This is a genomic window from Spongiibacter sp., assembly GCF_041602295.1.
GTDB lineage: Bacteria > Pseudomonadota > Gammaproteobacteria > Pseudomonadales > Spongiibacteraceae > Spongiibacter.
In genome coordinates, this window is sequence record NZ_JBFIGO010000036.1 from 1 (window position 1) to 25,920 (window position 25,920).

The window sequence follows — 25,920 nt, forward strand, 5'->3', positions numbered from 1 at the left end:
GCTGGACTGGATGATGCCGGTGACCAGTGGTATCGAGTTGCTGAGACGACTGCGCCGGGAGGAGCTTACCCAGGATTTGCTGGTGATTATGCTGACTGCCAAGGACGATGAGGATAATCGCGTACAGGGGCTGGATGTGGGCGCGGACGATTATATTACTAAGCCCTTTTCTTCCCGAGAGCTGATGGCGCGGATTAAAGCCGTATTGCGCCGTGGCGGCGCACCCGAGCAGGAGCAGAGTATCGAGGTATGCGGTCTGAAGCTGGACCCGGCGAGTCACCGGGTTTTTGCGGAAGAGCAGCCCCTCGATATGGGGCCTACGGAATTTAAACTGCTGAAATTTTTCATGAGCCACCAGGAGCGGGCTTACAGTCGCGGCCAGTTGCTAGACCAAGTGTGGGGCAGCAATGTCTACGTGGAAGAGCGAACGGTTGATGTGCATATTCGTCGCCTTCGCAAAGCCCTGCAAACGGATAATCGGGATTTTGGCCAATTGATACAGACCGTGCGCGGTACCGGCTATCGATTCTCGGCCACCGGGGTCAGCGCCTAGCGCATGCGGTATTACAACTGGAAAACAGAGCTGCTTCGGATCGTAATGCCCCTGGCCGCGGCGTCGCTGCTGGCGGTGACGCTGGATCTGGGGGCGTGGCCGGTGCTGCTTGTCACGGCAGCGGTATGCGCTTGGCTATTGTGGCAATTGCAGCGCCTGAGCGATTGGCTGTACCGGGGGGCGGGGGCTGAGCCGCCAGAGGCAATCGGGATGTGGGGCCAGGTTTTCGACACGATTTATGGCATGCAGAAACAGGCCGCTGGGGATCGCGACCAACTGCAGGCAATTATCGATTATTTGCGCTCTTCCTTTGCCTCCATGTCGGATGCCGTAGTGATGCTAGACCGTTACGGCAGTATTGAATGGTGCAATGATGCGGCGATGGACTTGTTGGGACTGCGACGTGAAGATGACTCCGGCTTGCAGCTGCTCAATTTGCTGCGCAGTCCAGATTTTGTCGCCTATTACGAGGCGGAAAAGTATGTCGCACCGTTTGACATGCCATCGCCGATCAACGCAGATATTCGACTTAGTATTAGCATCAGCTTTTTCGCCGAGGGCAATCGCTTGCTGTTTGCCCGCGACGTCACCCGCACCCACCAATTAGAAAAAATGCGCAAGGACTTTGTCGCCAATGTTTCCCATGAGCTGCGCACGCCGCTGACGGTGATCAATGGCTATCTGGAAACTTTTGCTGAGCACGGCGGTGATAATCCGCGCTGGGATCGCGCTATTGATCAAATGTTGCGTCAATCGCGGCGTATGCACCACCTGATACAGGACCTAATGCAGCTGTCTCGTTTGGAGTCGCTGCCACAGGCCAATGAGCAAGAACTGATTCACCTGCGGCCGTTGATGGAAATGGTAAGAGATGAAGTGATTTCCGCGGCGCAGGGCCAGCGCCAAATCGATATTGAATGTGACGACAGCATGGCCCTGAAGGGGCAGGCGGCAGAGATTCGCAGCGCGCTGTCAAATCTTGCGGTGAACGCGGCGCGCTATACCGGTGAAGGCGACCGGATCTGCTTGCGCTGGTATCAAAATGACAGCCATGCCGTGCTCGAAGTGGAAGACAGTGGTATTGGTATCGAACCCCAATATATTCCGCGTCTTACCGAGCGCTTTTATCGCGTCGATGACAGTCGTTCGCTCGATACCGGGGGAACTGGGCTAGGGCTGGCTATTGTTAAGCACGTATTGCTGCGGCATCGCGCGGAGATGAAGATTCACAGTCAGCCAGGGGTGGGCAGTACTTTTAGCTGCGTTTTCCCCCCCTCATTGATTGCAAAAGTGTGATAACGCTTTGCTGTCATGAAGGCGTCATATTTCCGTCTTAAGATGACAGCTGTGTTAGCTAATTTGTCGATTCGGGAGATTCCTGTGAAACTGAAGCAATGTCTGATGGCGGCCGCAATGGGCCTTTCTTCAATGTGGGTGGCCGCTGCCACTGAGGTTGACCCCGCACTGCCTGTTTACGAAAAAGCTGCGGGTGTATCGGGTAATCTTTCCAGTGTCGGTTCCGATACCCTGGCTAATCTGATGACGCTGTGGAGTGAAGACTTTAAGCGTGTCTACCCCAACGTCAATGTCCAGATTCAAGCGGCCGGTTCGTCAACAGCGCCGCCGGCGCTGACCGAGGGCACTTCTAATATGGGGCCGATGAGCCGCAAAATGAAGGACAAGGAACTGGAAGCCTTCGAAGCCAAGTATGGTTACAAGCCCGTCGCCATTCCTGTTGCGATCGATGCTCTGGCGGTCTTTGTGCACAAAGACAACCCGATTAAAGGCATGACTATTGCCGAAGTTGACGCGGTGTTCTCCAGTACTCGCAAATGCGGACACCCGGAAGATGTGCTGCGCTGGGGGCAGTTGGCTATGGCGGGGCCGTGGGTCAATCGCGATATTCAAATGTTTGGCCGCAACTCGGTATCCGGTACCTACGGATACTTTAAAGGCAAGGCGCTGTGCAAGGGCGATTTTAAAAACGGTGTAAACGAGCAGCCGGGCTCAGCATCGGTTGTGCAGTCAGTTTCCACCTCGATTAACGGCATTGGTTACTCTGGAATCGGTTATCAAACCTCGAGCGTGAGGGCGATACCGTTGGCAAAGAGCGATAAAAGTGATTTTGTTGCAGCCAGTCCAGAAAATGCGATTAACGGCAGCTACCCCCTGTCACGGTTTCTCTATGTTTACATGAATAAGGCGCCGAATAAGCCGCTGGCGCCACTGGAGCGCGAGTTTGTGAAACTGGTACTTTCCAAGCAGGGGCAGGAAGTGGTGGTGAAAGATGGCTATATTCCACTGCCGGCGAGTGTGGTAGAGAAAATCCGCAAAAAGTTGGATTTGTAAAACCCCCGAAAGGGCGTCAGCGCGAAGTGTGCCGCATGCGTAAGTTTGCGGCACATTTTACGTTTGTCATATAGCTGAAACAAAAGTGCCATAAAATTCCTGCCAGTATGTCAAAGAGTCCATGGCTATGAATCAATCCGAGGTGCGTGCGACAGCATCAGCCCAACGCCGTTGGCGGAAGATTAAAGATGGTATGACGACCGCGACCATAACGGGTGGCGGGGTAGGTGTTTTGCTGTCTATCCTGTTGATTTTCTTCTACCTTTTATACGAAATTATGCCGCTGTTTAAATCGGCAGATATCGAGGCGCAGCAGAGTTATTCCGTAGCGACGAATACCGCAGCGCTGTATTTGGCCATGGAGGAGCAGGCAGAGATCGCGTTTCGTTTGACGGCCACGGGTGAGGCGGTCTTCTTTCGCGCTGACAGCGGCGAAGTTGTCAGTCAGCGCGCGTTGCCCATTTCTGCGCCGATCAGCAGTTTTGCGTTGGAGTCGGAAGAAAGTCGGGTGTTTGCCCTGGGCATGGAAGATGGACGCGCGCTGATTGGCAAGCACGATTATCGAGTGAGTTATCCCGACGACCAGCGTTTGATTAGTCCGATATTGCGTTTCCCTTACGGCGAGGCTGGCCTGCAGATCAGTGACGGGAGTTTGACCCGTTTGGCTATGCGCGACAGCGAGGAAGCACTGGTTGTTGTCGGTGTAACAAAGGGTCACTTGGTGGGGCGCCGCTGGACTAAGGAAGAAGACTTCCTCAGCGAAGAGATCACTCTGGTTGAAGAAGAGTTTTCGTTGCCAACCTTGGATATTGCCGCAGATTTTTTGCTGATTGGCCCCCAGCAGCAGTGGCTGTATGTTCTCAGTAAGCAGGGCGACTATCGTTTGATCAGTCTGCGTGAACTCACTATCGTCGATCGCGGCGAGGTCAGTGACGTGGCGGCATTGAGCGATGTGCGTTTTCTATTGGGTGGTATTTCCCTACTTACCGCTACGGATGATGGCAAGATCTCACAGTGGTTTGTGGTGAGAGACAGCGAACGCGGCGGCAAATACGGGCTGCAATTTATTCGCGGCTTTCAGGCGGCGGGGCCAACAGCGGCCCTGGTGACCGAGCATCGTCGCAAGGGCTTTGTCAGCATTGCCAATACTGGCGAGCTCGATGTGTTTTACAGCACCTCCCAGCGGCGCTTGCTCAGCCGTGACTTGGACTTAGAAAATGTCGCCGCTATGGCAATATCCCCGCGTGCTGATCGCCTGCTGGTCGAATCCGCAGCTGGCCAGCTGCAAAGTTATCACCTGGAGAACGAGCACCCTGAAGTTTCCTGGTCGGTGCTGTGGAGCAAGGTTTGGTACGAGAGCTACCCCGAGCCGGATTACGTCTGGCAGTCGTCGGCAGCTGACAACGATTTCGAGCCCAAATACAGCTTTGCTCCTTTGGCTTTTGGCACCTTGAAGGCGGCTTTTTATGCCATGTTGATCGCCGCGCCGCTGGCTATTTGCGGCGCCATTTACACGGCCTACTTTATGGCGCCGTCGCTGCGACGCAAGGTGAAGCCGCTGATTGAGCTGATGGAAGCATTGCCAACGGTCATTTTGGGTTTTCTGGCCGGGCTTTGGCTGGCGCCGTTCATCGAGCGCAATCTGCCAGCGGTATTTGGTGTGTTTATCGTCTTGCCTCTGGGGGTTCTTGCGTTTGCCTGGTTGTGGTCGCGCTTGCCTGCGACGCTGAGTCGCCGTATTCCAGAGGGTTGGCACCCGCTGCTGTTGGTGCCGGTCGTTATTTTTATAGTGCTGGGCTGTGTCGAGCTGAGTGCGCCACTGGAGCGGGCGTTCTTCAATGGCGATATGCGCGCCTGGTTGACCAATGATCTGGGCATCTCCTTTGATCAGCGCAATGCGCTGGTAGTCGGTATAGCCATGGGTTTTGCGGTGATTCCGACGATTTTCTCTATTGCTGAAGATGCGATCTTCTCGGTGCCTAAACACCTGAGTTACGGTTCCTTGGCCCTGGGGGCAACCCCGTGGCAAAGCCTGGTGGGTGTGGTGATGCCGACCGCCAGCCCCGGTATTTTCTCCGCCTTAATGATTGGGATGGGGCGCGCTGTTGGCGAAACCATGATTGTGCTGATGGCCACCGGTAATACCCCGATTATGGACGCCAATATATTCGAGGGCATGCGCACCTTGGCGGCCAATATCGCCGTGGAAATTGGCGAAACAGAGGTGGATAGCAGTCATTATCGCGTGTTGTTCCTCGCGGCCTTTGTGTTGTTTATGTTCACCTTTGTCGTTAATACCATCGCGGAGACGGTCAGGCAGCGTCTGCGTCAGCGCTATGGCAACCTCTGATTGATTTGGGATACAGCATGTATTTACAGAACAAAGAAAAACAGGGGCTGAAGGCCTGGCTAAAAGGCGGCGAGCCGATGATTTGGATGAACGCCGCCGCCGTCACTGTGAGCACATTGGCAGTAATCGGCCTGTTGGTGCTATTGGCGGTGCGCGGCTTTAGTCATTTCTGGCCGGCCGATGTGTTTGTGGCCGATTATCAGTTGCCCGAGCAGGGCTCGGCAGTGGTGATGGCTGAGCGAGTAGAGCGCGAAGATGTCGCCATCGAGCAGCTGTTGAGCGCTGGCTTTAAGCTCGATACCGAGCAAGCCTTTGTCCGCCGTGAATTAGTGAAGGTGGGGAATCGCGATGTCAGTGGCGCGGATTTCAAATGGGTGCTTAGCCGCTATTTGAATAACACCCGTTACCCCGAGCAAGCGATGGTGATCGAGCGTCGCGAGTGGGGGAATTTTTACGGATTTTTACGTGGTTTGAAACGCGGTGATGAGTACATCGACGATGCAGATGAAACCGTGTTGTGGCAGGCGTTTCAGCAGAGCATTGCGCGTGTAGAGACAATTCATAAGGATATTAGCCGGGTAGAAAAGAAAGAAATCGCTGCGATTAACTATCGCTTGGAGCGTCTGCGACTGCGTCAGCGCGGCCTCGAGCTGGACACTGACTTGCCCGATGATCGACGCGCGCAGAAACAATTGGCGATCGATAGCGAGCGCGCCGAGCTGGATGCTGAATACGCGGTGCTGCAAAAGCAGTTAAACGCGCTTTATGCACAGTGGAATCGCGATAGTTTCATTGTTGAGACGGCCCAGGGTCAGCGTCGCGAGCAACGGGTGTCTACGGTTGTTAAAGCCTACCGCCCCAACACTATGACGCTGCTGGATAAGCTTGGCTTCTACGTCGATAAGTTTGGCGAATTTCTGACTGATGAGCCGCGGGAAGCAAATACTGAGGGCGGAATTTTCCCCGCTATTTTTGGCACGGTAATCATGGTGTTGATCATGTCGATACTGGTGACGCCGTTTGGTGTCATTGCGGCGGTGTATTTGCGTGAGTATGCCAAGCAGGGGCTCATGACGAAAATCGTGCGTATTGCGGTTAACAATCTCGCGGGTGTGCCGTCGATTGTCTACGGTGTTTTTGGTCTGGGTTTCTTTATCTACTTTGTCGGCGCGGAAATTGATCAGGCGCTGTTCGCCGAGGCGCTGCCGTCGCCGACCTTCGGTACGCCGGGCTTGCTTTGGGCTTCGGTAACCCTGGCTCTGTTGACGCTGCCGGTGGTGATTGTCGCGACCGAGGAGGGGTTGGCGCGAATTCCCCGCAATTTACGCGAGGGCAGTTTGGCACTCGGTGCGACCAAGGCGGAAACCCTGTGGCGGGTGGTGTTGCCAATGACCAGTCCGGCGATGATGACAGGGCTGATATTGGCGGTGGCGCGGGCCGCTGGCGAAGTGGCTCCGCTGATGTTGGTGGGGGTCGTCAAGCTGGCGCCGTCGCTGCCGGTGGACGGCAACTTCCCGTATTTCCATCTCGACCAAAAATTCATGCACTTGGGTTTTCATATTTACGACGTCGGCTTTCAAAGCCCCAACGTCGAAGCGGCGCGGCCGCTGGTGTACGCTACGGCTTTGTTACTGGTCGTGATTATTGCGCTGCTTAATCTCAGTGCAGTGGCATTGCGTAACCACCTGCGTGAAAAATACAAATCTCTCGAAATGTAATTGGCTAAGCCATGACGGTAAAATTTATGGAAACCAACAAATCAGCAACAGCCGGCCACGCAATTGATATGGAATCATTGGGTCGAGTGCGCAATGAACAGTCGATTCACGACGAGGACATTACACTCACAGTCGATAACCTTGACCTGTACTACGGTGAAAAGCAGGCGCTGTTCAATGTCAATATGAGCATCCCCCGGCAAAAGGTCACGGCCTTTATCGGCCCCAGTGGTTGTGGTAAATCGACGCTGCTGCGCTGCTTTAATCGGATGAACGACTTGGTCGATAGCTGTCGAGTGGATGGTAGTATTTCTCTCGATGGCGCCAATATTTATGACCGTGCAGTGGATGTTGCCACGCTGCGCCGCCGGGTGGGCATGGTGTTTCAAAAGCCCAATCCCTTTCCCAAGTCGATTTATGAAAATGTTGCCTACGGACTGCGCATTCAAGGCGTAAATAAAAAACGCGTGTTGGACGAAGTGGTGGAGCGCTCTTTGCGCGGCGCAGCGCTGTGGGACGAGGTTAAAGACCGCTTGCACGACAATGCCCTGGGCATGTCTGGAGGCCAGCAACAGCGCTTGGTGATTGCCAGAACCATCGCGGTCGAGCCCGAAGTGCTCTTGCTGGATGAGCCGGCCTCGGCGTTGGATCCTATTTCAACGCTGAAGATCGAAGAGCTGATCTATGAGCTGAAAGACAAGTACACCATTGTTATTGTTACCCACAATATGCAGCAGGCGGCGCGTGTTTCGGATTACACCGCGTTTATGTATATGGGTAAGCTAATCGAGTTCGATAATACTGATACGCTGTTTACCAACCCCAATAACAAGCAAACTGAAGATTACATAACCGGTCGTTATGGCTAAGGCTTGGCCACCAGTTCGCTAGCAATAGGATACGGCAATGAAAGATAAAGACTTACATGCACACCATATCTCCCAGCAGTACAACTCTGAGCTGGACGATATCAAGACCCGTATGCTGGAAATGGGTGGCGTGGTTGAAAAGCAGGTTGCCAACGCCATTACGGCTTTCATGAGCCAGGACAGCGGCTTGTCTGAAGAGGTTAAGCAGGGCGATAAGCTTGTTAATGCCCTGGAAATTGCCATTGACGAGGAATGCACGATCATTCTTGCGCGGCGACAGCCTGCGGCGACAGATCTTCGTCTAGTGCTTTCGATTAGCCGCATTATCAGCGATTTGGAACGCATGGGCGATGAGGCAACAAAGGTGGCCAAATCGGGGATTACCTTAGGCGAGTTGGGTGGTTTGCCCCGCAGCGTATTAGAGATTCGTCATATCGGTGACCATGTTCTGAGTATGGTGCGCAATGCGCTGGACGCCTTTGCGCGCTTTGACAGCGATATGGCGCTTAGTGTGGCAGAGGAAGACAAGGCGGTCGATATTGAATACGGCACGGCGATGCGCAGTCTGGTGACCTATATGATGGAAGATCCGCGCTCGATTTCCTCGGTGCTGCAGGTATTGTGGGCGCTGCGTTCACTTGAGCGTATTGGTGATCACGCGCGGAATATCGCCGAACACGTCATTTATCTGGTGAAAGGTGCCGACGTGCGCCATGCCGATTTGGATGAGATGAGCGCCGCGGTACAAAACAAAAAATAACTTATCATTGCTTCTTCCCTTAAAAAAACCGGCCGCCATATAGCGGCCGGTTTTTTTGTGGCTGATTAGCCGGGCCCCAGGGGCAGGCCGGCGAATAACCACAGGCTCAGTAGCATTGACCAGCTCAGTAAAAAGCACAGGGAATAAGGCAGCATAAGCGCCAATAGGCTGCCCATGCCGGCCTCGCGGTCATGGCTTTGCATAAAGGCGACGACCACGCCGAAATAGGGCATAAGCGGGGTGATGATATTGCTGCTGGAGTCGCCGATTCGGTAGGCCATTTGCACCGCCTCCGGTGCGACCCCCAGCATCGCGAGCATGGGCAAAAAGATGGGCGCCATCAGTGCCCATTTGGCCGAGGCGCTGCCAATTAATAAATTAATAAGTGCTGAGCACAGTACAAATGTCAGCAGCAGACTTGTACTGGAGAGTTCCAGGCTGGCCAGCCATTGCGCGCCGTTAATCGCGGCGATGGCGCCGATGCCCGACCAGGAAAAATAGTTGACGAACTGCGCGGCAAAGAACATCAGTACCAAGTAGCCGGCCAGGGTGCCCATGCCTTTTTCCATCGCGCGAATCCAGTCGTTGCGCTCCTGGAATCGACCGCTGCTATAGCCGAATATTATTCCCGCCAGCGCCGCATACAGGGCGATAAATACCACAATGCCGCGCAGTAGTGGCAGCGCGGCCATGCCCTCGGGGTCGGGGTTGCGCAGCAATCCCGACGGCAGGGCGACCATGGCGATCAAGGCGGCAATGTAAGCGGCTGAAAACACTGCGACTACGCGCAGCGCACGGCGTTCGCGGTCATCGCTGTCGGCGGCTGGCAGATGCTCGACGGTATCGGGTTTAGGCAATCTGGGCTCGACGATTTTTTCGTTTACCCAGGCGCCAACGACGGTGATCATCAGGGTTGAGGCGACAATGAAATAATAGTTGGCGCTGACCAGCACCTCGGCTTGGTCGTCAATCAGTCGCAGGGCTTCTGTGGAGATGCCGGCGAGAATGGCATCTACCGGTCCCAGGACTAAGTTGGCACTGTAGCCACCAGAGACACCGGCAAAAGCGGCGGCGATACCCGCCAATGGCGACCGGCCGGCTGCGCGAAAGATAAGCGCGGCCAGTGGAATTAATACCACGTAGCCGGAATCAAAGCCGATACTGGAGAGTACGCCGGTAAACACAATAACCGCACTCAGCGCACGCGGTGGTGCGCGCCTGGCAATGCCGCTGAGCACATAGCCGAGCAGGCCGGAGTGCTCGGCGACAGCGATGCCCATGATCGCGACAATGACCGAGCCAACAGGCGCAAAGTTGACAAAATTTCCCACCGCGCTGTGTAGCATCCACAGCAGGCCTTCGCGAGAAAGTAGTGAACGGCTGTATAACCACTCGCCACTGCTGGGGTTTTGTGCGCTGGCGCTGGCTGCGTTCATCCACGCGGATAGCACTACCAGCAGAGCACAGAAAATGATGAAGAGGCTAACTGGGTGAGGCAGTTTATTACCCAGCCTTTCGATGTGGTTGAGCCAGCGCTGGCTCCACGGTGCATCTTGCTGAACCTTGGCCATGTTTCCCGCTTATTTTGTGGTGGCGATATAACTGCCGTGTAGAATACAGCGACCGTTTCCTGGCCGCGCGGCGACAGGAAAGTGTGCCAGAAGCGGTGGCCGATAGAAAACCACAAGATACTGAGGCAGTGTTCATTTGAAGGCGATTGACGGTGTGCCGCGCTCCGACTGGCGGGCAATGATTTCTCTGTACGGCGCGATGATGGCCGTGGGTATGGGCCAGAGCGTAGTGTTTGCGGTGTTGCCCATGCTCGGCCGCGAATTGGCGCTGCACGAGATGCTGTGGACGCTGCCCTTTAGCGATGTGCAGCTTGCCCCCAAGGAAATGGCGATTACCTCACTGTCGGCACTCACGGCGTTGGTGTTCTTTCTCAGTTCGCCATTCTGGGGGCGAAAGAGTGATCACTGGGGGCGTAAACCGGTGATTATCATTGGCCTTTTTGGCTACACCCTGGGCACCTTGTTGTTTAACGCCGTTGCCTGGCTTGGTCTGGCGGCGCTGCTTGGCGGTGGCCTGTTGTATCTGTTGTTGATGCTGGGCAGGGCCGTACACGCCGCGCTCATGTCGGCAACGCACCCCGCTTCTGCGGCGTATATGGTCGATGTCACGAGTATTGATCGCCGTGCGCAGGGCATGGCCAAACTGCAGGCCTTTAATCAGCTGGGGGTAATGTTGGGGCCGGCCCTGGCCTGGTTTGTGCATTTCAGTTATCTCACCCCGCTTTATCTGCAGGCTGGCTTTGCAGCCCTGGTTGCGGTGATGGTGTGGCGTTATTTACCGGCGATAGCGCCGCATGCCAGTGGCAGCGTTCGGCCTAAGCGGATGCGCTATCTCGACCGACGTTACCGCCTTTTTCTGGTTATTGGTTTTTCTCTATACAGCTTGTTGGGCATGGTGCAACAGACCCTGGGATTTTACTTTCAGGATTTGTTAGGGCTGGACGGCGTGGCGGCTGCACAGTGGTTTTCGGCGGCAATGATCGTGTCCTCTGGCGCAATGTTGGTCGCCCAGTTTGTCGTGGTGCAGCGCTATAGCGGTCCGCCGATGCGTCTGTTGTTTATGGGGCTGCCGTTCAGCTGTGCCGGATACCTGTTGTTAGCGCTGTCTGGCAACTTGCCGATGTTACTGACTGCCATGGCGCTTTTCGGATTTGGTATGGGGCTTACCGGGCCTGCTTACGGCGCCAGTGCGACGTTGGTGGTAGAGCCCCACGAGCAGGGCGGTCTAGCGGGCTTGTTGGGCTCGGTGGCTGGCTTGGGTTTTGTGGTGGGGCCGCTGCTTGGCGGCTTGCTGTATCGACTGTCGCCGAGCTACCCATATTTTTGTGCGGCGGTGGCGATGGCCGTCATTATTGTCGTGATGTTAGTCAGGGCGCGCAGGGTAAATGAGGGCTGATCAAAAAGTACACGCGTATGGCGAAGCGAGATGGGGCGCCGCTCAGCAGGGAATTGAACAGCCTTATCCACAAGCTTATTCACTTTATTTGGGGAAAACTTCATGTGGATAAGTTCGTTTGCTGGCCGGGGGTATTGCATGGCGGCTAGGGGAGAGAAAACGGCCGGCTGTTAAGGCAGTAAGGGCTTAAGGTGCCGGCAATTTCGCGAAAATGGCATTTTATCAGCGAAAAATGTGCAGATTAGGGCTTCGTTGTTGCCTTTTCAGGGTAAGACTCGAAATTTGGTGTAAGCTTTAGAAAAAGTTTATAGGTCTAGCGACAGGGAATAATAAGAGAGCAGCGGGGATGAAAAAAATGCGAGTACCGGCAATGATACCGCTTTGTCTCGCGGCGATGGTAAGTCGTGAGTGCTTGGCGATGGGCTTGGGTGAGGCGCAGCTGGATTCACGTCTGGGCAGTCCACTGGAGGCGAGGGTGCCGATAAAGGGGGCCGAGGGGCTGGCGGGTGACCAGTTGTTGGTTAAGGTCATGCCAGTGTGGGACGAGCAAAGTGATAGTGCGATCGGTGGTCTGGACCCGCGCATTATTACCGTTTCCAGCGAAATCAATGAGTCCGGCAGTGGCGTGATTTATCTGCGCAGTAGCAGCCCAATTGTAGAGCCCTTTTTAAACTTCGTGCTCACGGTGCGCTGGCCGATGGGAACGATTAATCGCGAATATACTTTGCTGTTGGATCTGCCTAGCACTTTGGCCTCGTTTCAGGCGCTGCCCGCGCCGGGCCTAAGGCAGGCGCCGCCAAGTACCGACACCGTTGCAAAGAAAGCTCCGGTGAGCGTGCGCCCCCGGCCCGCCGCAAGTGAAATTACCGCGGATTCAGAGCGTTATTTTACCCGTCGTGGCGATAGTTTATGGCGCATTGCCGCGCGGCTGCGCCGCGCCCGCGGTGGCGATCAACTGCAGCTTATGGAGCAGATTTTTACCCTTAACCCACGCGCCTTTGTTCGCGGCGCCAGGGATATGCTGAAGGAGTCGGTGACGCTAAACATCGCTGCGGGCGCCTTGGCCGGGGAAAACGTCGTTGACGATGGCGCCGGCGAGGCGCCTGTCGTCGAGCCCAAAAACCGTTCGGAGCTTGACGCGGGGCAGCCAGGGCAAGCTGCTTTGCCTGTGGCGAAAGCGCTGCGCCGCGATGAAGAAAATGTGTCGCCGCAAGGGGGCGATGAAGTCGCCGAACTCACTGCGTCGCTATTGGCGGTCAGTGACGAAGTCGCCGATGTGACGGCGAATATCGATGTAATGAGTCAGCGATTGGAGGTGTTGCAGGCGCGCTTATCCGAGCTTCAGCAGCGTTACGAGGCGATTAACCGTGCGCCGGAGAATGTCTCTCCGCAAGTCGCCGACGAATGGCTTGATCCGGAAGTGAACGATTTAGCCCCTGCGCCATCGGCCGATGACATGACACCCTTGTTTAATGGGGTGACGGAAGAATTACCGGTGGTGGTCGCTGACGAGCCGACCACGTCATCGGCATCTGCCGCGACGCCTCCACCTGCCAGCGCTGCGCCAAGTGAAACAGTGCCGACGGATGCGGCTGTCGATAACGCCTCGCCAACGACCGCAAGTGGCGAGTGGCGGGGGAATCCTTGGTGGTTACTGCTGGCTGTCGTGCTCGCCGTAGTGGCGGCAGTGAAGCGTCAGCGTGGGAAAAACCACGTCGGCGGCCAAAGCGCCGCGCCGGAAAAAGATCGGCCGGTGGATCAAGGCGCGCATCCCGCGGGCGCCCACTTCGACGATGTGTTTGATGAGCTAGATGGTGGCTTGCGCCCCGGTGTGGCGAAGTCTGCATCAGTGGCTGAGGAAGGTGCCGCCGACCTAGCGCAGCAGGCCGGTTTGGGCGATGCGCCCGCACCGCAGCTGCACGCCACTGAGCGCGCCGCAATGTCTGGCAATATGGTTGATGTCGCTCCGGTAAAAACCTTCGAACAATTCTCGGACTTAGGGGCCAATGATGACACCGGCTTGTCGGCAGACGACGGAGATGACGACGTGCAAACCGCTGCAGCGGCGTGTTTGGCGATGGCTGACTACAGCGGTGCCCAGCGTATTCTTGAATCGGCTCTGGAGCACAGTGAGTCGTCAGCGCTGCGCTTGATGCTGCTCGATGTCTATGCCCAGCAGGGCGATGAGGCGGAGTTTGAAACCTTGGCTCTGCAAATGGAATTTGCGGGTGCTAGCGACGATGATTTCCGAGAAATTGCTGTACTGCGCAAGGCCATGGAGGCGCGCGGTGCCGGTCATGATTCTGCTGGCGAGCGCTGATTTTCAACGAGGTATTTGTGTACAGCTTGGTTCATCGGCACCCGGATTTTTATGTGATAGACAAAGCTCCGGGAGCCAACCTTCACCGCAACGACCGCGGGCGGAGCGTGTTGGATGCGTTGGCAGATGATTATCCCTGTGAGTCCTCGCTACACCTTGTGCACCGGCTTGATGATGCCACCTCTGGGCTGTTACTCATTGCTCGCAACCCGGTCGCCGCGGCGCACTTAGCGGAGCTTTTTCGCAACAGAAAAATTGAAAAATATTACATCGCCCTCGCTGACGGGCGGCCTCGTAAGAAACAGGGCTCGGTCGTGGGCGACATCGAGAAATCTCGTGGTGGTAGTTACCGCCTCAGTCGCAGCCGCAACAATCCGTCAAAAACCCGATTTATCAGTACCAGCGTCGCCGCTGGCCGCCGCTGCTATTTGCTCAAACCGATAACCGGCAAAACCCATCAGTTGCGGGTGGTTATGGCGAGCTTAGGCGCCGCTATTCTCGGCGATACGCGCTACGGCAAGGTTGCGGCCGATCGCTGTTATCTGCATGCATGGGCGTTGCGCTTTGACTACCAAGGCGAAACACTAAGCTTTGTGTGCCCGCCATCTAGCGGTGAGGGCTTTGCCGATAGAGCTGTGGCTTCGGCGCTGTTAGAATGGGCGCCGCCCTGGGGACTCCCTTGGGGCGCCTCTTCGAAACCAGCCATTACCTAGATAGAGCCCAGCTATGACTGAACAGCCTGGCAGCGATGAGCTGCTGCACAAACTGAATCGTGAAACGGCGAAAATTGCCTGGCGTGAATTACAGCGCTTTTATGCTCAAGGGGCTGTGCTTGAGGTGTCACCGGCGCTGGATTTAATTGCTGTTGCCGCGGCAATGGCCGCAGATGATGCCGGTCAGATAAGTCATTTTTTGAACTCGGGACAGTTGGCCCGGGTAGACGAGCAGACAGCCGGCAACTGGTTTGATGAGCAGCGGGAGTTGTGGGCGGTTGTCGTGGCACCTTGGGTACTGGTGCAAACTGAGCGCGAGTTAAACTGAGTGGAGAGGGCGCATGGCTGAGCCGGCATTTCTGAACGACCTGGAGTGCCGTCTGCGCAGTTTTTTTGCAGAGCAGGCGGCGGGCTTCGATGTGCCGCCGGCGACCTTGTATCGGTTAGAGGGTGCGATGGACGCGGCGGTTCAGCTGGGCGCAATCAGTCAGCAGCAGCTGCGTGAAAAAATACTGGCGTTGGCAGAAGAATTTCTGCCGGAGCCATTGCAGGACATCTACCGCGCTGATAGCCGCCTTTTGCTGCATCTACACATGGCCGAGGCACCGGTCTACCCCAGTGGCGGAAAGTAGTGCAGCCCGCTGAATTTGCTGAATATTGTCAACGCTTGCGCAGTGGCTATCGGCGCCGCGGTCACCGCGGTTTGCTGTTGCTGAGCGGCGATCGCGATTGGGCAGAGTCGCTGTTGACGGCGGTGTTTAGCGCTGGCGACCAGCGGCTGCTTGTTGGTCGGCAGTCCTTGTTAGATTTGCAGCCCAACCGCAAGTCGGCCAGTCTCGGAATTGAATCGGATTGGGTAGTTATCGATGGGCATCACTACAGCTCGGTCAATGACTGGCTAGCCGCCGCCGGCACGCTGCGCGCTGGCGGCTTGTTGGTACTGCTGTGTCCCCGTCTGGAGGAGTGGCCGCAACGTTATGCTCAGGCGATGGCGGCTCAGGGCTTTACTCTGCCGTTATCGCGTTTTATTGCTCGTCTTTGTGCCCTGCTGCCCGAGCAGCCGGGCACGACTATTGTTGAGCAGGGCGCAGAGACGGTGCCGCACCTTGACGGCGGTCATGGCGTTTGGCAAGCCGATATGCCCAGTGTGGATCAACAGCGCTGTATTGCGGCGATTTGCCGGGTTGCCCAGGGCCGTGCTGGTCGGCCATTGATCATTCGTGCGGACCGGGGACGGGGCAAGACCAGCGCCTTGGGTGTCGCTGCGGCGCAGTTGTTGCGCGACGGGGCAAGGCGGCTGATATTGTCGGCAGCCCGCCGGGAAATGGTCGAAATCGCATTTCGCCATGCCGCTGAAGCATTGCCTGGCGCCGCGCGTGAGCGCGACCAGTTGCGCTATGGTGATTCGGTGTTGGAATACTTGCCGCCGGCGCAGCTGCTGGATCGGGCTCGCGAGGGCGCGCTTGACGGTGAGCTGGTGATGGTCGACGAGGCGGCCAATTTGCCACTGCCGATATTGCAGGCCTTGCTGCGCGACTGCTCGCGACTGGTATTGTCCAGCACCGTGCACGGCTACGAAGGTAGTGGCCGCGGCTTTGATATTCGCTTGCGCGACAGCCTTAATCAGCTTCGCCCTCGGTGGCGGCGACAGACCCTGAAAACCCCACTGCGCTGGGCAGAGAGCGACCCCTTGGAAGCCTGTCTCAATCGCTGTTTTCTGCTCGATGTCGAGAGTGAGGTCGCCGCAGAGACGAGTGCCACACCCGTAATTCTTGAGTCGCTGTCGGTTCCGGCATTAATGGCCGATGAATCATTGCTGCGCCAAGTGTTTGCGCTGCTGATGGAGGCACATTACCAAACGACTCCCCAAGACCTGCAATACCTGTTGGATATGCCGGGGCGTTTGCGAGTGGCGCGCCGCGCCGGCAGGGTGGTGGGGGTGTGTCAGGCACTGCCTGAGGGGGGCGTGGAGGAAGGGCTGGCGGAGCAGGTCTGTCGCGGCCAGCGTCGACCTAAGGGCAATCTGCTGGCGCAGAGTCTAGCGCAACGCAGTGGCGATCGCCGCTGGTTGGTGGCGGCTAGCCTGCGGGTAAACCGCATCGCGGTTGCCGCCGACCAGCGGCGCTTGGGTGTTGCCAGCGCATTGCTGGAACAGCTGGTCGATGAGGCGCGTCGGCAGGGCTTGGCATTTGTCAGCAGTAGTTTCTCCTGTGAGGCGGCGCTGCTGGAGTTCTGGTCGGCCCAGGGGCTGATGCCGGTGCATTTGGGCAGTCGTCGCGATGCCAGCAGCGGCAGCTATTCGCTGATGGTTGTGCTTCCCTTGCGCGACGATTGGCTGGCGCCATTGGCTAGGTTGCGCACCTCCTTGCGCGATGAATTGTGGGGCTGTGCGGCGCTGTTGCGCAGTGACATGCCGGCTGGCGCGCTGGCGGCATTACTGGCGAGATTGCCCAGTGCTGCAGCACCGGGCGACAGCACTCAGGCGCGTCGCTATAGTCAGGGTGAGTTGCCGTTTGAACAGGTCGCAATGCACTTGAAACGCTTGTGTTTTGCTGCGCCGGGGCTGCCGGAGCTGGTTGTGGAGAAATTGTTTTTGGACAGCTGTTGGCGGCGCCTGGCCGCACGTCATTCACTGGCCGGCCGAGCCGCTTGCGAGCGGCGGCTGCGGGAGTATTATGCCGGCTATTGTGGGCCGGATATGGATTAACAAGGAGGAAAGCATGGCGAGCATTTTTAGCAGGATTATCGACGGTGAATTACCGGGGCACTTTGTTTGGCAGGACGAGCACTGCGTGGCCATTATGACCATACAGCCGATAAAGCCGGGGCATTTGCTGGTGATTCCACGGCGTGAGATTGACCACTGGGACGATATGCCGGACGGCCTGAGTGCGCATCTAATGTCGGTTTCCGGCAAGTTGGCCAAGGCCTTAAAGCAAGTCTACAGCTGTCGCCGGGTGAGCTTGCAAATTGTCGGCTTGGAAGTGCCGCATACCCATCTGCACCTGGTGCCGATAGACGAGATGCGCGACATCGACTTCAGTCGCGCGGCGATGGCGGATAGCGATGCGCTGGCCGCCGAGGCGGAAAAAATACGCGCGGCTGTGGCCGCCTGATTCGCTCTTTAGTGGGCGAGTGACTCCAAGCCGGGTTGAATAATTCGCACCACCTGGCGCTCGCTGTGTTGCTGGATTTCGCCGCGCAGCCAAGCGCCGCCGTCGGGTTCGTGCAGAATGCTGCCCACGCCTCCCGGGGTGCGAACCTGTGCTCCCTGGGGCCCGGCGCTAAAGCACTGCTCGTCGGGTGCAGACATTTCATCGAGTGCCCGCTTGCAGGCCAAGGCATCAAAGCTGAAGCTGACTTCCTGCTCACTGGCCTCGCCCCAGCGCGGCGACAGGGCTTTATCGAGTTCCAGTAGCAGGCTCAAGCGGGTTTTCAGCGGCAGGCTGGACGAGGCGCCGCTGTGACTGCCGATATAGTCGCCGACGACCTGATTCAAGCAGCGATACAGGCGCTCGGGGTCGCGCAGCGACTCGGTAAAGATGCGATTGCGCGATTCGTAAATGCTCAGTGGGTCGTCAATATTCACCGACGGCAGTTCATCGGCGTATTCGCGGCAGACCGCCAGCAACAGTTCACGCATCAGGGTGGCCGTGGTCACACCACTTTGCTGGGCAATATAGCGAATGCTGTAGGGCATGATGTGGCCGTGGGCAAACAGGATGTGGGCAGTGATTAGCAGATAGCCCTGCAGCCCCTGTTCTCGATCAAAGCTGTGACAGGCCACCACGTACTCGCCTTTGGCCTTGCCATAGCCGGCCACGGGAATAGTTTCGATACGATATTCTTCGCGCTTTTCGTAAAACTCGGTGCCCGGCAGCAGGGTGTAGGCAAAAATATTGAGGTTGGGAAAGACCTGTAGCAGCTCGTCGAGGTTTTTCTCGAAGTCGGGAAGGTTGTCGCCGGGCAGGCCCCAGATCAGCTCGGCGGCAATGGGCACGCCCTTGCTGGCCATGTCCTTGGCGATGGGCTCGTATTTGTTGGCCGCCATATTTTTGCGGTTGCTGAGTTCCAGGGCCTTGGGGGTCAGAGTTTGCAGGGCCAATTGATAGTGGGGCAGCAGGCCGTGTTGATGCAGCAGCAAGACGATTTCCTGCACCCGCGGGCTGTGTTTTTTCGACCAGGAAGTGGCAAAACTGCTGGGCAGGCCAGTGGTGGATTTCAGCTCACAAATCAGCTTGGCCTTGTCTAAATCTTCACGCAGGGCGCCGAAATTGGAGTCGGCTAGCCAGATATCCTTGATGCCGGCGGCGACAATTTTTCGCCAGTCCCGTTCGATGCGCGGCATGGAAAACTGGTACATCTTGGAACCGATGGCGCCGGTGCCCCATTCGCAAAAGGCACATTTAAAGGGGCAGCCGCGGCTGCTCTCATACGATACTGAGTCGTACAGCGGTTTGCCGTTGTCGTCGCACAGCGGCACCACGTCTAATGCCGAAGGCAGGGCGTCGAGGTCTGTGCGGCGCTTGCGCTCGGCGGTCTTATGTATTTCGCCATGGTGTAAATACGCCAGCCCATCGATGGCGCTCCAGTCCTCGCGCCGCTCGCAGTCCAGCCACTGTTGAAAGGTGGTTTCAGCTTCGCCCAGGGCGATAACATCGATGGGGTCGTCGAACAAATAGTCTTCAGCCTGTTGCACATGGGGGCCGCCGGCAATACACAGGGTTTGCGGGCAGTCGGCTTTGATCATCGCAATCAGCTCGAGAAACTCGGCGGCGTTCCAGGTGTACATGCTAAAGCCGACAACAGGCTGTTGGCCGCGGGCAATGGCCCCTTCGAATTCGTCGCGCAGCGCTGGCCACTGCTGCTTCCATTGGTCGGCGGCGTCGCTGTCGCGAAAGTGCAGCAGGCGGATGTCATTGCCCTCTGGGTGTTCGCCGTAGTGCTGATAATAGGCCTTGAGACCACCGGTGGTTGTCGGTACCGCCCAAAAACCGTCGGAATCCATGCTGAACAAGCAAACGGGACGAGGGGGGAGAGCTGGGGTCATGTTGTCGAGGCCTTGTTGTGATTATTCATGGCTATTGTCGCACCTTGGTGGGATTTTTTGCGCATTTCTTTTGTATTGTCAGCTAAGCCGTTCGGGTGAGGTTTGACGGGGTATTATGCGGCAAGATCGCCGCTGAATAAAAATATGCGGAGAACGGCAATGGTAGAAGTACATGTAGAGCGCGACTTGGATTTTCCGGCGCAGACCGTCTGGGCACTGCTTGAGGATTTTGGCGATATTGGCTGGGCGCCGGGCATCGATAAAATCGAGGTGATCGGTGACGGTATTGGCATGATTCGCCGCTTGCACCTGCAGGGGATGGAGCCCATCGACGAGCAGTTGACCAGCATGGATGCCAGTGCCATGGAGTTTGCCTACGCCATTCCCCGCGGCATTCCGATGCCGGTGAGCAACTATTCAGCCAACGCCAAGGTAACGGCGCTGGATGATGGTCGCTGCCACGTAGACTGGTATGGCCGCGCCAAGCCCGAGGGCGCCAGTGACGAAGAGGCGGCGGCGATGATCCGCGGCGCCTATGACATGCTGCTGCAGTGGATTGACGAGCACCTGAAGGCTCAGGGCTGAGCTCAGCTGCGGCGATAGCGCTGCACCACGCCGGGCAGGGTATCCACGCCCAGCAACTGGCGGCGCAGCAAGTCGATGCCGAGTGCGGCCACCCACTGCTGAAAACCCTGTCGGTCAAAGGGCAGATGCAGACACAGGCTGCGCAGCTGCTCGGCATCGCCCCAGGCCAGCCACACGGTGCCGACTGGTTTGTCGTCGCTGCCGCCGTCGGGTCCGGCAATGCCGGTGACCGCCAGCGCCATGTCTGCGCCGCTGATCCTTAAGGCGCCACGTGCCATGGCGACCGCCACCTCTTCACTGACTGCGCCACAGCGCTCAAGAATACCTTGGTCTACGCCCAGCAAAGACTGTTTCATGGCATTGGAATAACTGACTACGCCGCCGGGAAATACCGCCGACGCGCCCGCCACCGAGGTGATTTGCGCGGCGATTAAACCGCCGGTACAGGACTCTGCCGTGCACAGGCGGCGCTTGGCGCGTTGCAATTCCTTGACGAGCAGGGCCGGTAAATTCAGCGGTAGCTCGCCCAATAAGTGGTCGCCCAGCAGCGCTTCAACCGGCTGGCGCCAGGTTGCTATTTGTTTACAGGCATCTTGTCCGCGTGCGGTCAGCTTGACTTCCAGTACCGGCATGGATGCCCGAAAGCCCAGCTCGATGTCGGCCGGCCAGTCGGCGAGTTCGCGGTTAAATTGCTCTTGTATGCCGGATTCGCCCAGGCCAAATACGCCCAGACGCAGGGTGCGGATGTGGTCGGAGTCAAAGCGCTGGCGGAGTAGGGGCAGAATTTCATCTGTCAGCATTTGCCGCAGCTCGCTGGGGACGCCGGGGGTTGCCAGTACGAGGCAGCTGCGGTGCTGCAGCATAATGCCAACGGCACTGCCACGGGCGTTGGCGATGATGTCGCAGTGAGCGGGCAGCATTGCCTGTTTGCGGTTTGAGGCGTTCATTGCGAAACCGCGCCGTTGACACCAGTCTTCGAGGTGGGCGATGGCTGCCGGGTGTTCCTGTAGCGGCTGGCCGCTACATTCGGCGAGCACTTGTGCGGTTAGGTCGTCGACGGTGGGGCCGAGGCCGCCATTGATAATCAACACGTCGGCGTCGTCACAGAGCTGGTCGATTTCAGCGCGAAGCAGGGCGCGGTCGTCACCGACGGTGACTTTTTTGTGGATGCGCCAGCCCAGAGGAGCCAGCTGCTCAGCCATCATCACCGAGTTGGAATCTATAGTATCGCCGGCCATGAGTTCGTTACCGGTCAGTAGCAGGTTTACCTTCATGCTTGCGAGTTGCCCTTATTTCGAATTCGCTAATGCTGCTGGAAAAAGGCTTACAATAGCGATTGTTATCGTATGTGGATGGGAGAGCATAGTATGAAAATGCCCACGGGTGTGATGTTTGCGGTGTTGATTGTGGTGTTCGGTTTATTCGAACTGTGGCAGTACCGCCAGCAACAGGCCTATCGCTTGGCCATGCAGCAACAAGTGCAGCTTCTGCAAGAACAGGTTCAGGCCCTGAACAGTGAGCTGGATGCGGCCCAAGAGGCGGAAAAAGCGCCGTCGTTGGGCAATATACTGGAGGAGGCTAACAAGGCGTTGATCGACGGCTGGTCGGTGATGGTGGATACGGTGGAGCGGGAGCTGCAGCGGGCCCAGCGCGAGATTGCAGAGTCGCGAAAATCGCAGCCAGAGCAGCAGGCTGAGCCGGGTGAACAGCCCCAGGCGCCGGCCGGGAATTAGTGCAGCGGCGCCCTGTAGCTAGTGGCGTAGCTGGGCGTCCAGTTCGTCGACCAGCTCAGCCCATTCAGCATCATCGGCCAGCGCTTGCTTCAGGAAGTCGGCCTGGCTGGCCGACCAGAAGCTCGCTTGGTGAAGTGCCAGGTCGGCCGGCAGCGGGCGATGACTGTCGATAAAATGTTCAATATCGGCACTGCTGGCCGCGAGGCCAAGCTGTTCAAACAGGCTGCTCATGCTGTGCATTTCGGCTTCCATGGCGGGCTCCTCAATAATGTTTCGTGCGTGTTAACACTATAGAAGAGCAGACTAACACTCGCCATCGCCCCGCTGCCGGCAAGCCGCTCGCTACATCACGAGCTGGGTAGCATGTCCAGGCGCAAACCGGCGTTCCAGCCGCCGTCGACGATAAACTCCGAACCGGTGGAATAGCTGCTTTCATCCGAGGCCAGAAACAGTGACATATTGGCGACCTCTAAGGGTAGGCCAACGCGAGGCAAGGGGTGATTGACGTAAAAGGCATTGTCCTGCTCGCTGGGCTCACTGTTGGCGCCGGCGCCGTGCATATCGGTGAAAATGCCACCGGGATGAACGGTGTTGACCCGGATATTATGGGGGCCAAGTTCAATCGCGGCGGATTTGCTCAGTCCACGCACGGCCCATTTTGATGAGACATAGGCGCTGAGACCATTTTTGGCTTGTAGGCCGTCAATCGATGAAATATTGATGATTGAGCCGCCACCGGCACGTTTCATTGGCGCAATTGCCGCGCGGATACCCAGATACGGCCCCAGCTGGTTAACGCGGATAACCCGCATATAGTCGTCGCCGTCCGAATCGGCAATGGCGGCGGCGTGCAAGATGGCGGCGTTATTAACCAGAATATTGAGCGCTCCGAAGGCCTCGGCCGCGTCGATCAGTTTCTGCCAGTCTTGCTCATTGGCGACATCTGCATGGACATAGCGGGCATTATCGCCCAGGGATTGAGCCAAGGCTTCGCCGGCTTCATCGAGTAGGTCGGCGATGACTACTTTGGCGCCTTCTTCAACAAACCGCCGCGCCGTAACCGCGCCCATGCCGCGAGCGGCGCCAGTGATGATCGCAACTTTACCTGAGAGTCTGCTCATGTCATTCCCGTCGTATTATTAGTGTTGCAGGCTATTTAATCGGTGACAAAATGGTGGGTCAATTGTCCAAGTGGACTAGGGGCGCTGCGCATCGCTCGGCGACAATTCCGGTGTGGTCGCTGAACGCAAAAGGGCAAGACCCCGAGGGTGGTTTTTGGGAGACTGAGTGAGTTGCGCAGAAGTGTTCTCGATAGTGGCGGTACTGGGCAATGGGGGGACAAATGAATAAAGGCGTGATCGCGCTGGTGGCGACAGTGGGGCTGGCAGTGCTGGCGTGGCACTGGCTGGAGTACTCGCGGCAAGAATGCTGCGCGGCCCCGCTAGCCGTGGCGGAAGGAGATATCGCAGTTGAGTCGAAGCCGGAAGCGGATGAGGCTGGCGCAGCGACTGTTACGTCGCCGCGCGCTGAGGCGGAGGCGCCCGTGCCCGTGGCGGGCGGCGTGCAGCAGGCGCCCTTGGATTTAAGTTTGCCGCCCGAGGCGGTGGTGAGCGAGGATTTTCCCGGCGACGAAGCGACGGAGCGCTATGGGGTAGGGCAGTGGTTTGAGGGCAAGCCTAAGGAGGAGTCGCGGCTTAAATTTAAAAGTAAGATCCACTTAAAGGAAGAGGCGGGCTTAGAGAGCGGGCTGGATAACTACGATAAGTCGATAGAAGGCGCGGAGATGGGATTTGAGTATAAAACGCGTTAATGGCGTGGCGCTGCTGTGTGCTGTGCTCGTATTGCTCGGATGTGTGCCGAAACCCAGCGACGACGATAAGCGGGTGGTGTTAGCTTCCTACCGGACTCAGGCTTATTTGTTATATAGCGATGCCTTCGCTGCCAGTGAGGCTCTGTATGCGGCCCTGAACACCTTGGTTGATAGGCCTTCTGCGGCGTCGCTGGCAGCGGCGCGCCAGGCCGGGAGCGCCGCCCGTGTGCCCTATTCGCAAACCGAGGCGCTGCGTTTTGGTCATTGGTTTGTTGATCAGTGGGAGGAAAAAATTAATCGCTGGCCGGTTGATGAGGGGTTTATCGACTACGTGGACGAGCGCTATCGCGCGTCGTCAAGTAACGCCTGGGCGCACGCCAATATCATTGCGGCTGAACATATCGATGTGCGCGGTCGCTTGGTTCCGCTGCCCTACATGGTGCATCGGCAGCTGACCATGCTGGAGATGGAGAGCGGCGTTGAGAGCATCGTCGCCAGTGGCTTTCACGCGATTGAATTTATGCTGTGGGGGCAGGATGTCAGTAGCGAGCAGCCGTTGTCCGGCCAGCGTCCGTGGAGTGATTTTGCCTATGGCGCAGCCTGCAGCGACGGCGCCATTACCGGGGTAGATGAAAGCCACTGCCGCAAGCGGCGAGAGTTTTTGCTGACACTGGCCTTGCAGCTGCGCAGTACGCTATTGGAAATGCGTGAGCACTGGTCTGCGGCGCCGGGCAGTCCCGGCAGTCGTTTGCTTGCCGGTGATGTGGACGTGGGGCTGGGGCGGATGCTGCTCGGTATGGCGGCGATGAGTATTGAAGAGCTGGCCGGTGAGCGTATACAGGCGGCCTTGCTTAGCGGATCGCCAGAGGACGAGCAGGATTGTTTCAGTGACGATACCTTCCAATCACTTTGGTACAACGCCTTGGGTGTGGAAAACGTTTATTACGGGCGTTATCGCGGCAGCCAAGACTTTACTGCGACGCTGTCTTTGGCCGTGTTGGCGTCGCGTTATCAGCCTGCGCTGGCCGCTGACCTCGATGCGGCGTTTGCCCGTAGCAAGCAGCTGTTTGCCGAAATACGTCATCGCGGCGTGAGTGGGGAGCAATATTTCGACCAGTTGATTCACGACGAGCCAGCCCTGCTGCGCAGTACAATAACGGCACTGCAGCGCCAGGCGCAGTTATTGGAGGCGCTGGCGGTGCAGCTGGCCGTGCCGCTAAGCGACCCGGCATTACAGGCGGCGTACTGATCGATGGCGGCATGTCGAGGCAGTTTATTAGCGTTGTACCTATTGTCGGTTATGGCCGCGCTGTCGGGCTGTGAGGAGCCGCCGGGCTATTGGCAGGTCGAGCCCGGCGAGCGGCACTCCGGTGGTGAGGGCGGCCTAGTGCAGCCCGGCGGTGGCGACAGTTTGTCAGCCTCGGCGTATTCGCAGCCGATGCGCAACTTGACCATGGTGCAGCGCCAGCAGTTTGCCTTGGGCAATAGTTTTTTTACCAAGCCCTGGAGTGCTGCAGAAATTGGCAGTAAGGGGCAGCGACAGGGACTTGGCCCCTTGTTTAATGCGGCGTCCTGTCAGGGTTGCCATATACGGGATGGGCGCAGCCTGCCGGCCGGCAGTGCCGGTATTGCGCCGTTATTGAAGATTTATCTGCCGCCGTCACTGGCGGGGCACCCGGCTGCCAACTACGGCAGTCAGCTACAAAATCTTGCCGTCGGCGACCTGGAGGCCGAGGGGCAGCTGGACGTCCGTTGGCAATACCGCGCTATTCATCTTGATGACGGTGAGCGAATTGCGCTGCGTTGGCCCGAGGTAAGCCTGGCGCAGGGCCGCTATGGGCCGCTGCCCGAGGGCGCTAGGCGGGGCTTGCGTATTGCCCCGCCGATGATCGGATTAGGTCTACTGGAGGCAATTGATGCCGCAGACGTGGTCAATTTGGCGGATCCAGACGATAGTGACGGCGATGGCATATCCGGCCGGGTGAATCGCACGGCAGAGGGGCAGTTGGGGCGGTTTGGTTGGAAGGCGCGCCAGCCGTCGGTAGCGGCGCAGAGCCGCAGGGCCTTTGCCGCCGATTTGGGCGTCGGCTCGGCTGCGCACCCACATGCCGGTTGTGCGCTCCCACAGAGCTGTGCGGATGCC

The 25,920-nt window shown here is 57.5% G+C and carries 24 protein-coding genes; 19 read left to right on the top strand and 5 right to left on the bottom strand.

Going from position 1 to position 25,920, the window contains the following annotated elements:
* The 7 genes from ABYM29_RS08070 to phoU form a co-directional block, all read left to right on the top strand.
* Nucleotides 1–553, top strand: a 553-nt coding sequence (locus ABYM29_RS08070) for a winged helix-turn-helix domain-containing protein (RefSeq protein WP_372864219.1), incomplete at its 5' end; no start/stop codon positions are given.
* 3 nt (nt 554–556) lie between these two features.
* On the top strand, nt 557–1,849 hold the full coding sequence (gene phoR / locus ABYM29_RS08075) for a phosphate regulon sensor histidine kinase PhoR (RefSeq protein ID WP_372864220.1): 1,293 nt from the start codon (nt 557–559) through the stop codon (nt 1,847–1,849).
* Nucleotides 1,850–1,933: 84 nt separating this feature from the next.
* Nucleotides 1,934–2,902 (top strand): PstS family phosphate ABC transporter substrate-binding protein, encoded by a 969-nt coding sequence (locus ABYM29_RS08080; protein ID WP_372864221.1) that lies wholly within the window; start codon nt 1,934–1,936, stop codon nt 2,900–2,902.
* A 193-nt stretch (nt 2,903–3,095) separates the two neighbouring features.
* Nucleotides 3,096–5,252 (top strand): ABC transporter permease subunit, encoded by a 2,157-nt coding sequence (locus ABYM29_RS08085; RefSeq protein ID WP_372864222.1) that lies wholly within the window; start codon nt 3,096–3,098, stop codon nt 5,250–5,252.
* A gap of 17 nt (nt 5,253–5,269) precedes the next feature.
* Nucleotides 5,270–6,970, top strand: coding sequence for a phosphate ABC transporter permease PstA (pstA, locus tag ABYM29_RS08090; RefSeq protein WP_372864223.1), 1,701 nt, complete (start codon nt 5,270–5,272; stop codon nt 6,968–6,970).
* 68 nt (nt 6,971–7,038) lie between these two features.
* Nucleotides 7,039–7,839 carry a phosphate ABC transporter ATP-binding protein PstB gene (gene pstB / locus ABYM29_RS08095; RefSeq protein WP_372864224.1) on the top strand — a complete coding sequence of 267 codons (801 nt, stop codon included), beginning with the start codon at nt 7,039–7,041 and terminating at the stop codon, nt 7,837–7,839.
* 37 nt (nt 7,840–7,876) lie between these two features.
* The gene (phoU, locus tag ABYM29_RS08100; protein ID WP_372864225.1) at nt 7,877–8,599 is read left to right on the top strand and encodes a phosphate signaling complex protein PhoU; all 723 of its coding nucleotides are present in this window, start codon (nt 7,877–7,879) and stop codon (nt 8,597–8,599) included.
* 65 nt (nt 8,600–8,664) lie between these two features.
* On the opposite strand, the gene ABYM29_RS08105 is transcribed toward phoU, so the two are convergent.
* Nucleotides 8,665–10,170 (bottom strand): AbgT family transporter, encoded by a 1,506-nt coding sequence (locus ABYM29_RS08105; protein ID WP_372864226.1) that lies wholly within the window; start codon nt 10,168–10,170, stop codon nt 8,665–8,667.
* 136 nt (nt 10,171–10,306) lie between these two features.
* On the opposite strand from ABYM29_RS08105, the gene ABYM29_RS08110 reads away from it, so the two are divergent.
* The 7 genes from ABYM29_RS08110 to ABYM29_RS08140 all read left to right on the top strand — a co-directional run bounded on the left by ABYM29_RS08110 (nt 10,307) and on the right by ABYM29_RS08140 (nt 17,715).
* Complete coding sequence (locus tag ABYM29_RS08110; RefSeq protein ID WP_372864227.1) at nt 10,307–11,566, top strand: MFS transporter; 1,260 nt, start codon at nt 10,307–10,309, stop codon at nt 11,564–11,566.
* 346 nt (nt 11,567–11,912) lie between these two features.
* Nucleotides 11,913–13,886 (top strand): FimV family protein, encoded by a 1,974-nt coding sequence (locus ABYM29_RS08115; protein ID WP_372864228.1) that lies wholly within the window; start codon nt 11,913–11,915, stop codon nt 13,884–13,886.
* Between the two features lie 17 nt (nt 13,887–13,903).
* The gene (locus ABYM29_RS08120; protein ID WP_372864229.1) at nt 13,904–14,599 is read left to right on the top strand and encodes a TIGR01621 family pseudouridine synthase; all 696 of its coding nucleotides are present in this window, start codon (nt 13,904–13,906) and stop codon (nt 14,597–14,599) included.
* 13 nt (nt 14,600–14,612) lie between these two features.
* Nucleotides 14,613–14,927 carry a DUF2288 family protein gene (locus tag ABYM29_RS08125; protein ID WP_372864230.1) on the top strand — a complete coding sequence of 105 codons (315 nt, stop codon included), beginning with the start codon at nt 14,613–14,615 and terminating at the stop codon, nt 14,925–14,927.
* Nucleotides 14,928–14,940: 13 nt separating this feature from the next.
* Nucleotides 14,941–15,231 carry a hypothetical protein gene (locus ABYM29_RS08130; protein WP_372864231.1) on the top strand — a complete coding sequence of 97 codons (291 nt, stop codon included), beginning with the start codon at nt 14,941–14,943 and terminating at the stop codon, nt 15,229–15,231.
* Nucleotides 15,231–17,306, top strand: coding sequence for a GNAT family N-acetyltransferase (locus ABYM29_RS08135; protein ID WP_372864232.1), 2,076 nt, complete (start codon nt 15,231–15,233; stop codon nt 17,304–17,306). The genes ABYM29_RS08130 and ABYM29_RS08135 overlap by 1 nt, the downstream gene beginning before the upstream one ends.
* Nucleotides 17,307–17,319: 13 nt before the next feature.
* A complete protein-coding gene (locus ABYM29_RS08140) occupies nt 17,320–17,715 on the top strand; it encodes an HIT family protein (RefSeq protein ID WP_372864233.1) in 396 nt (131 codons plus the stop codon).
* Nucleotides 17,716–17,723: 8 nt separating this feature from the next.
* On the opposite strand, the gene ABYM29_RS08145 is transcribed toward ABYM29_RS08140, so the two are convergent.
* A complete protein-coding gene (locus ABYM29_RS08145; RefSeq protein WP_372864234.1) occupies nt 17,724–19,649 on the bottom strand; it encodes a radical SAM protein in 1,926 nt (641 codons plus the stop codon).
* Nucleotides 19,650–19,808: 159 nt separating this feature from the next.
* On the opposite strand from ABYM29_RS08145, the gene ABYM29_RS08150 reads away from it, so the two are divergent.
* The gene (locus ABYM29_RS08150; protein ID WP_372864235.1) at nt 19,809–20,234 is read left to right on the top strand and encodes an SRPBCC family protein; all 426 of its coding nucleotides are present in this window, start codon (nt 19,809–19,811) and stop codon (nt 20,232–20,234) included.
* A gap of 2 nt (nt 20,235–20,236) precedes the next feature.
* Here the strand turns inward: ABYM29_RS08150 and ABYM29_RS08155 are convergent, their stop codons facing one another.
* The gene (locus ABYM29_RS08155; protein ID WP_372864236.1) at nt 20,237–21,508 is read right to left on the bottom strand and encodes a CinA family nicotinamide mononucleotide deamidase-related protein; all 1,272 of its coding nucleotides are present in this window, start codon (nt 21,506–21,508) and stop codon (nt 20,237–20,239) included.
* 93 nt (nt 21,509–21,601) lie between these two features.
* On the opposite strand from ABYM29_RS08155, the gene ABYM29_RS08160 reads away from it, so the two are divergent.
* The gene (locus ABYM29_RS08160) at nt 21,602–21,967 is read left to right on the top strand and encodes a hypothetical protein (protein WP_372864237.1); all 366 of its coding nucleotides are present in this window, start codon (nt 21,602–21,604) and stop codon (nt 21,965–21,967) included.
* An 18-nt stretch (nt 21,968–21,985) separates the two neighbouring features.
* Here ABYM29_RS08160 and ABYM29_RS08165 read toward each other — a convergent pair whose 3' ends face one another.
* Both ABYM29_RS08165 and ABYM29_RS08170 read right to left on the bottom strand, forming a co-directional pair.
* The gene (locus tag ABYM29_RS08165) at nt 21,986–22,219 is read right to left on the bottom strand and encodes a DUF2789 family protein (protein WP_372864238.1); all 234 of its coding nucleotides are present in this window, start codon (nt 22,217–22,219) and stop codon (nt 21,986–21,988) included.
* A 95-nt stretch (nt 22,220–22,314) separates the two neighbouring features.
* Entirely contained in the window at nt 22,315–23,088 is a 774-nt protein-coding gene (locus tag ABYM29_RS08170) for a glucose 1-dehydrogenase (protein WP_372864239.1), read from the bottom strand.
* Between the two features lie 221 nt (nt 23,089–23,309).
* Between ABYM29_RS08170 and ABYM29_RS08175 the strand changes: the two genes are divergently transcribed.
* The 3 genes from ABYM29_RS08175 to ABYM29_RS08185 all read left to right on the top strand — a co-directional run.
* Nucleotides 23,310–23,777: a hypothetical protein gene (locus ABYM29_RS08175; RefSeq protein ID WP_372864240.1), complete on the top strand. Its 468-nt coding sequence runs from the start codon at nt 23,310–23,312 to the stop codon at nt 23,775–23,777.
* Complete coding sequence (locus tag ABYM29_RS08180; protein ID WP_372864241.1) at nt 23,758–25,026, top strand: imelysin family protein; 1,269 nt, start codon at nt 23,758–23,760, stop codon at nt 25,024–25,026. Before ABYM29_RS08175 ends, ABYM29_RS08180 begins: the two co-directional genes overlap by 20 nt.
* A 3-nt stretch (nt 25,027–25,029) precedes the next feature.
* On the top strand, nt 25,030–25,920 hold an 891-nt coding region (locus tag ABYM29_RS08185; protein ID WP_372864242.1), incomplete at its 3' end, for a di-heme oxidoredictase family protein.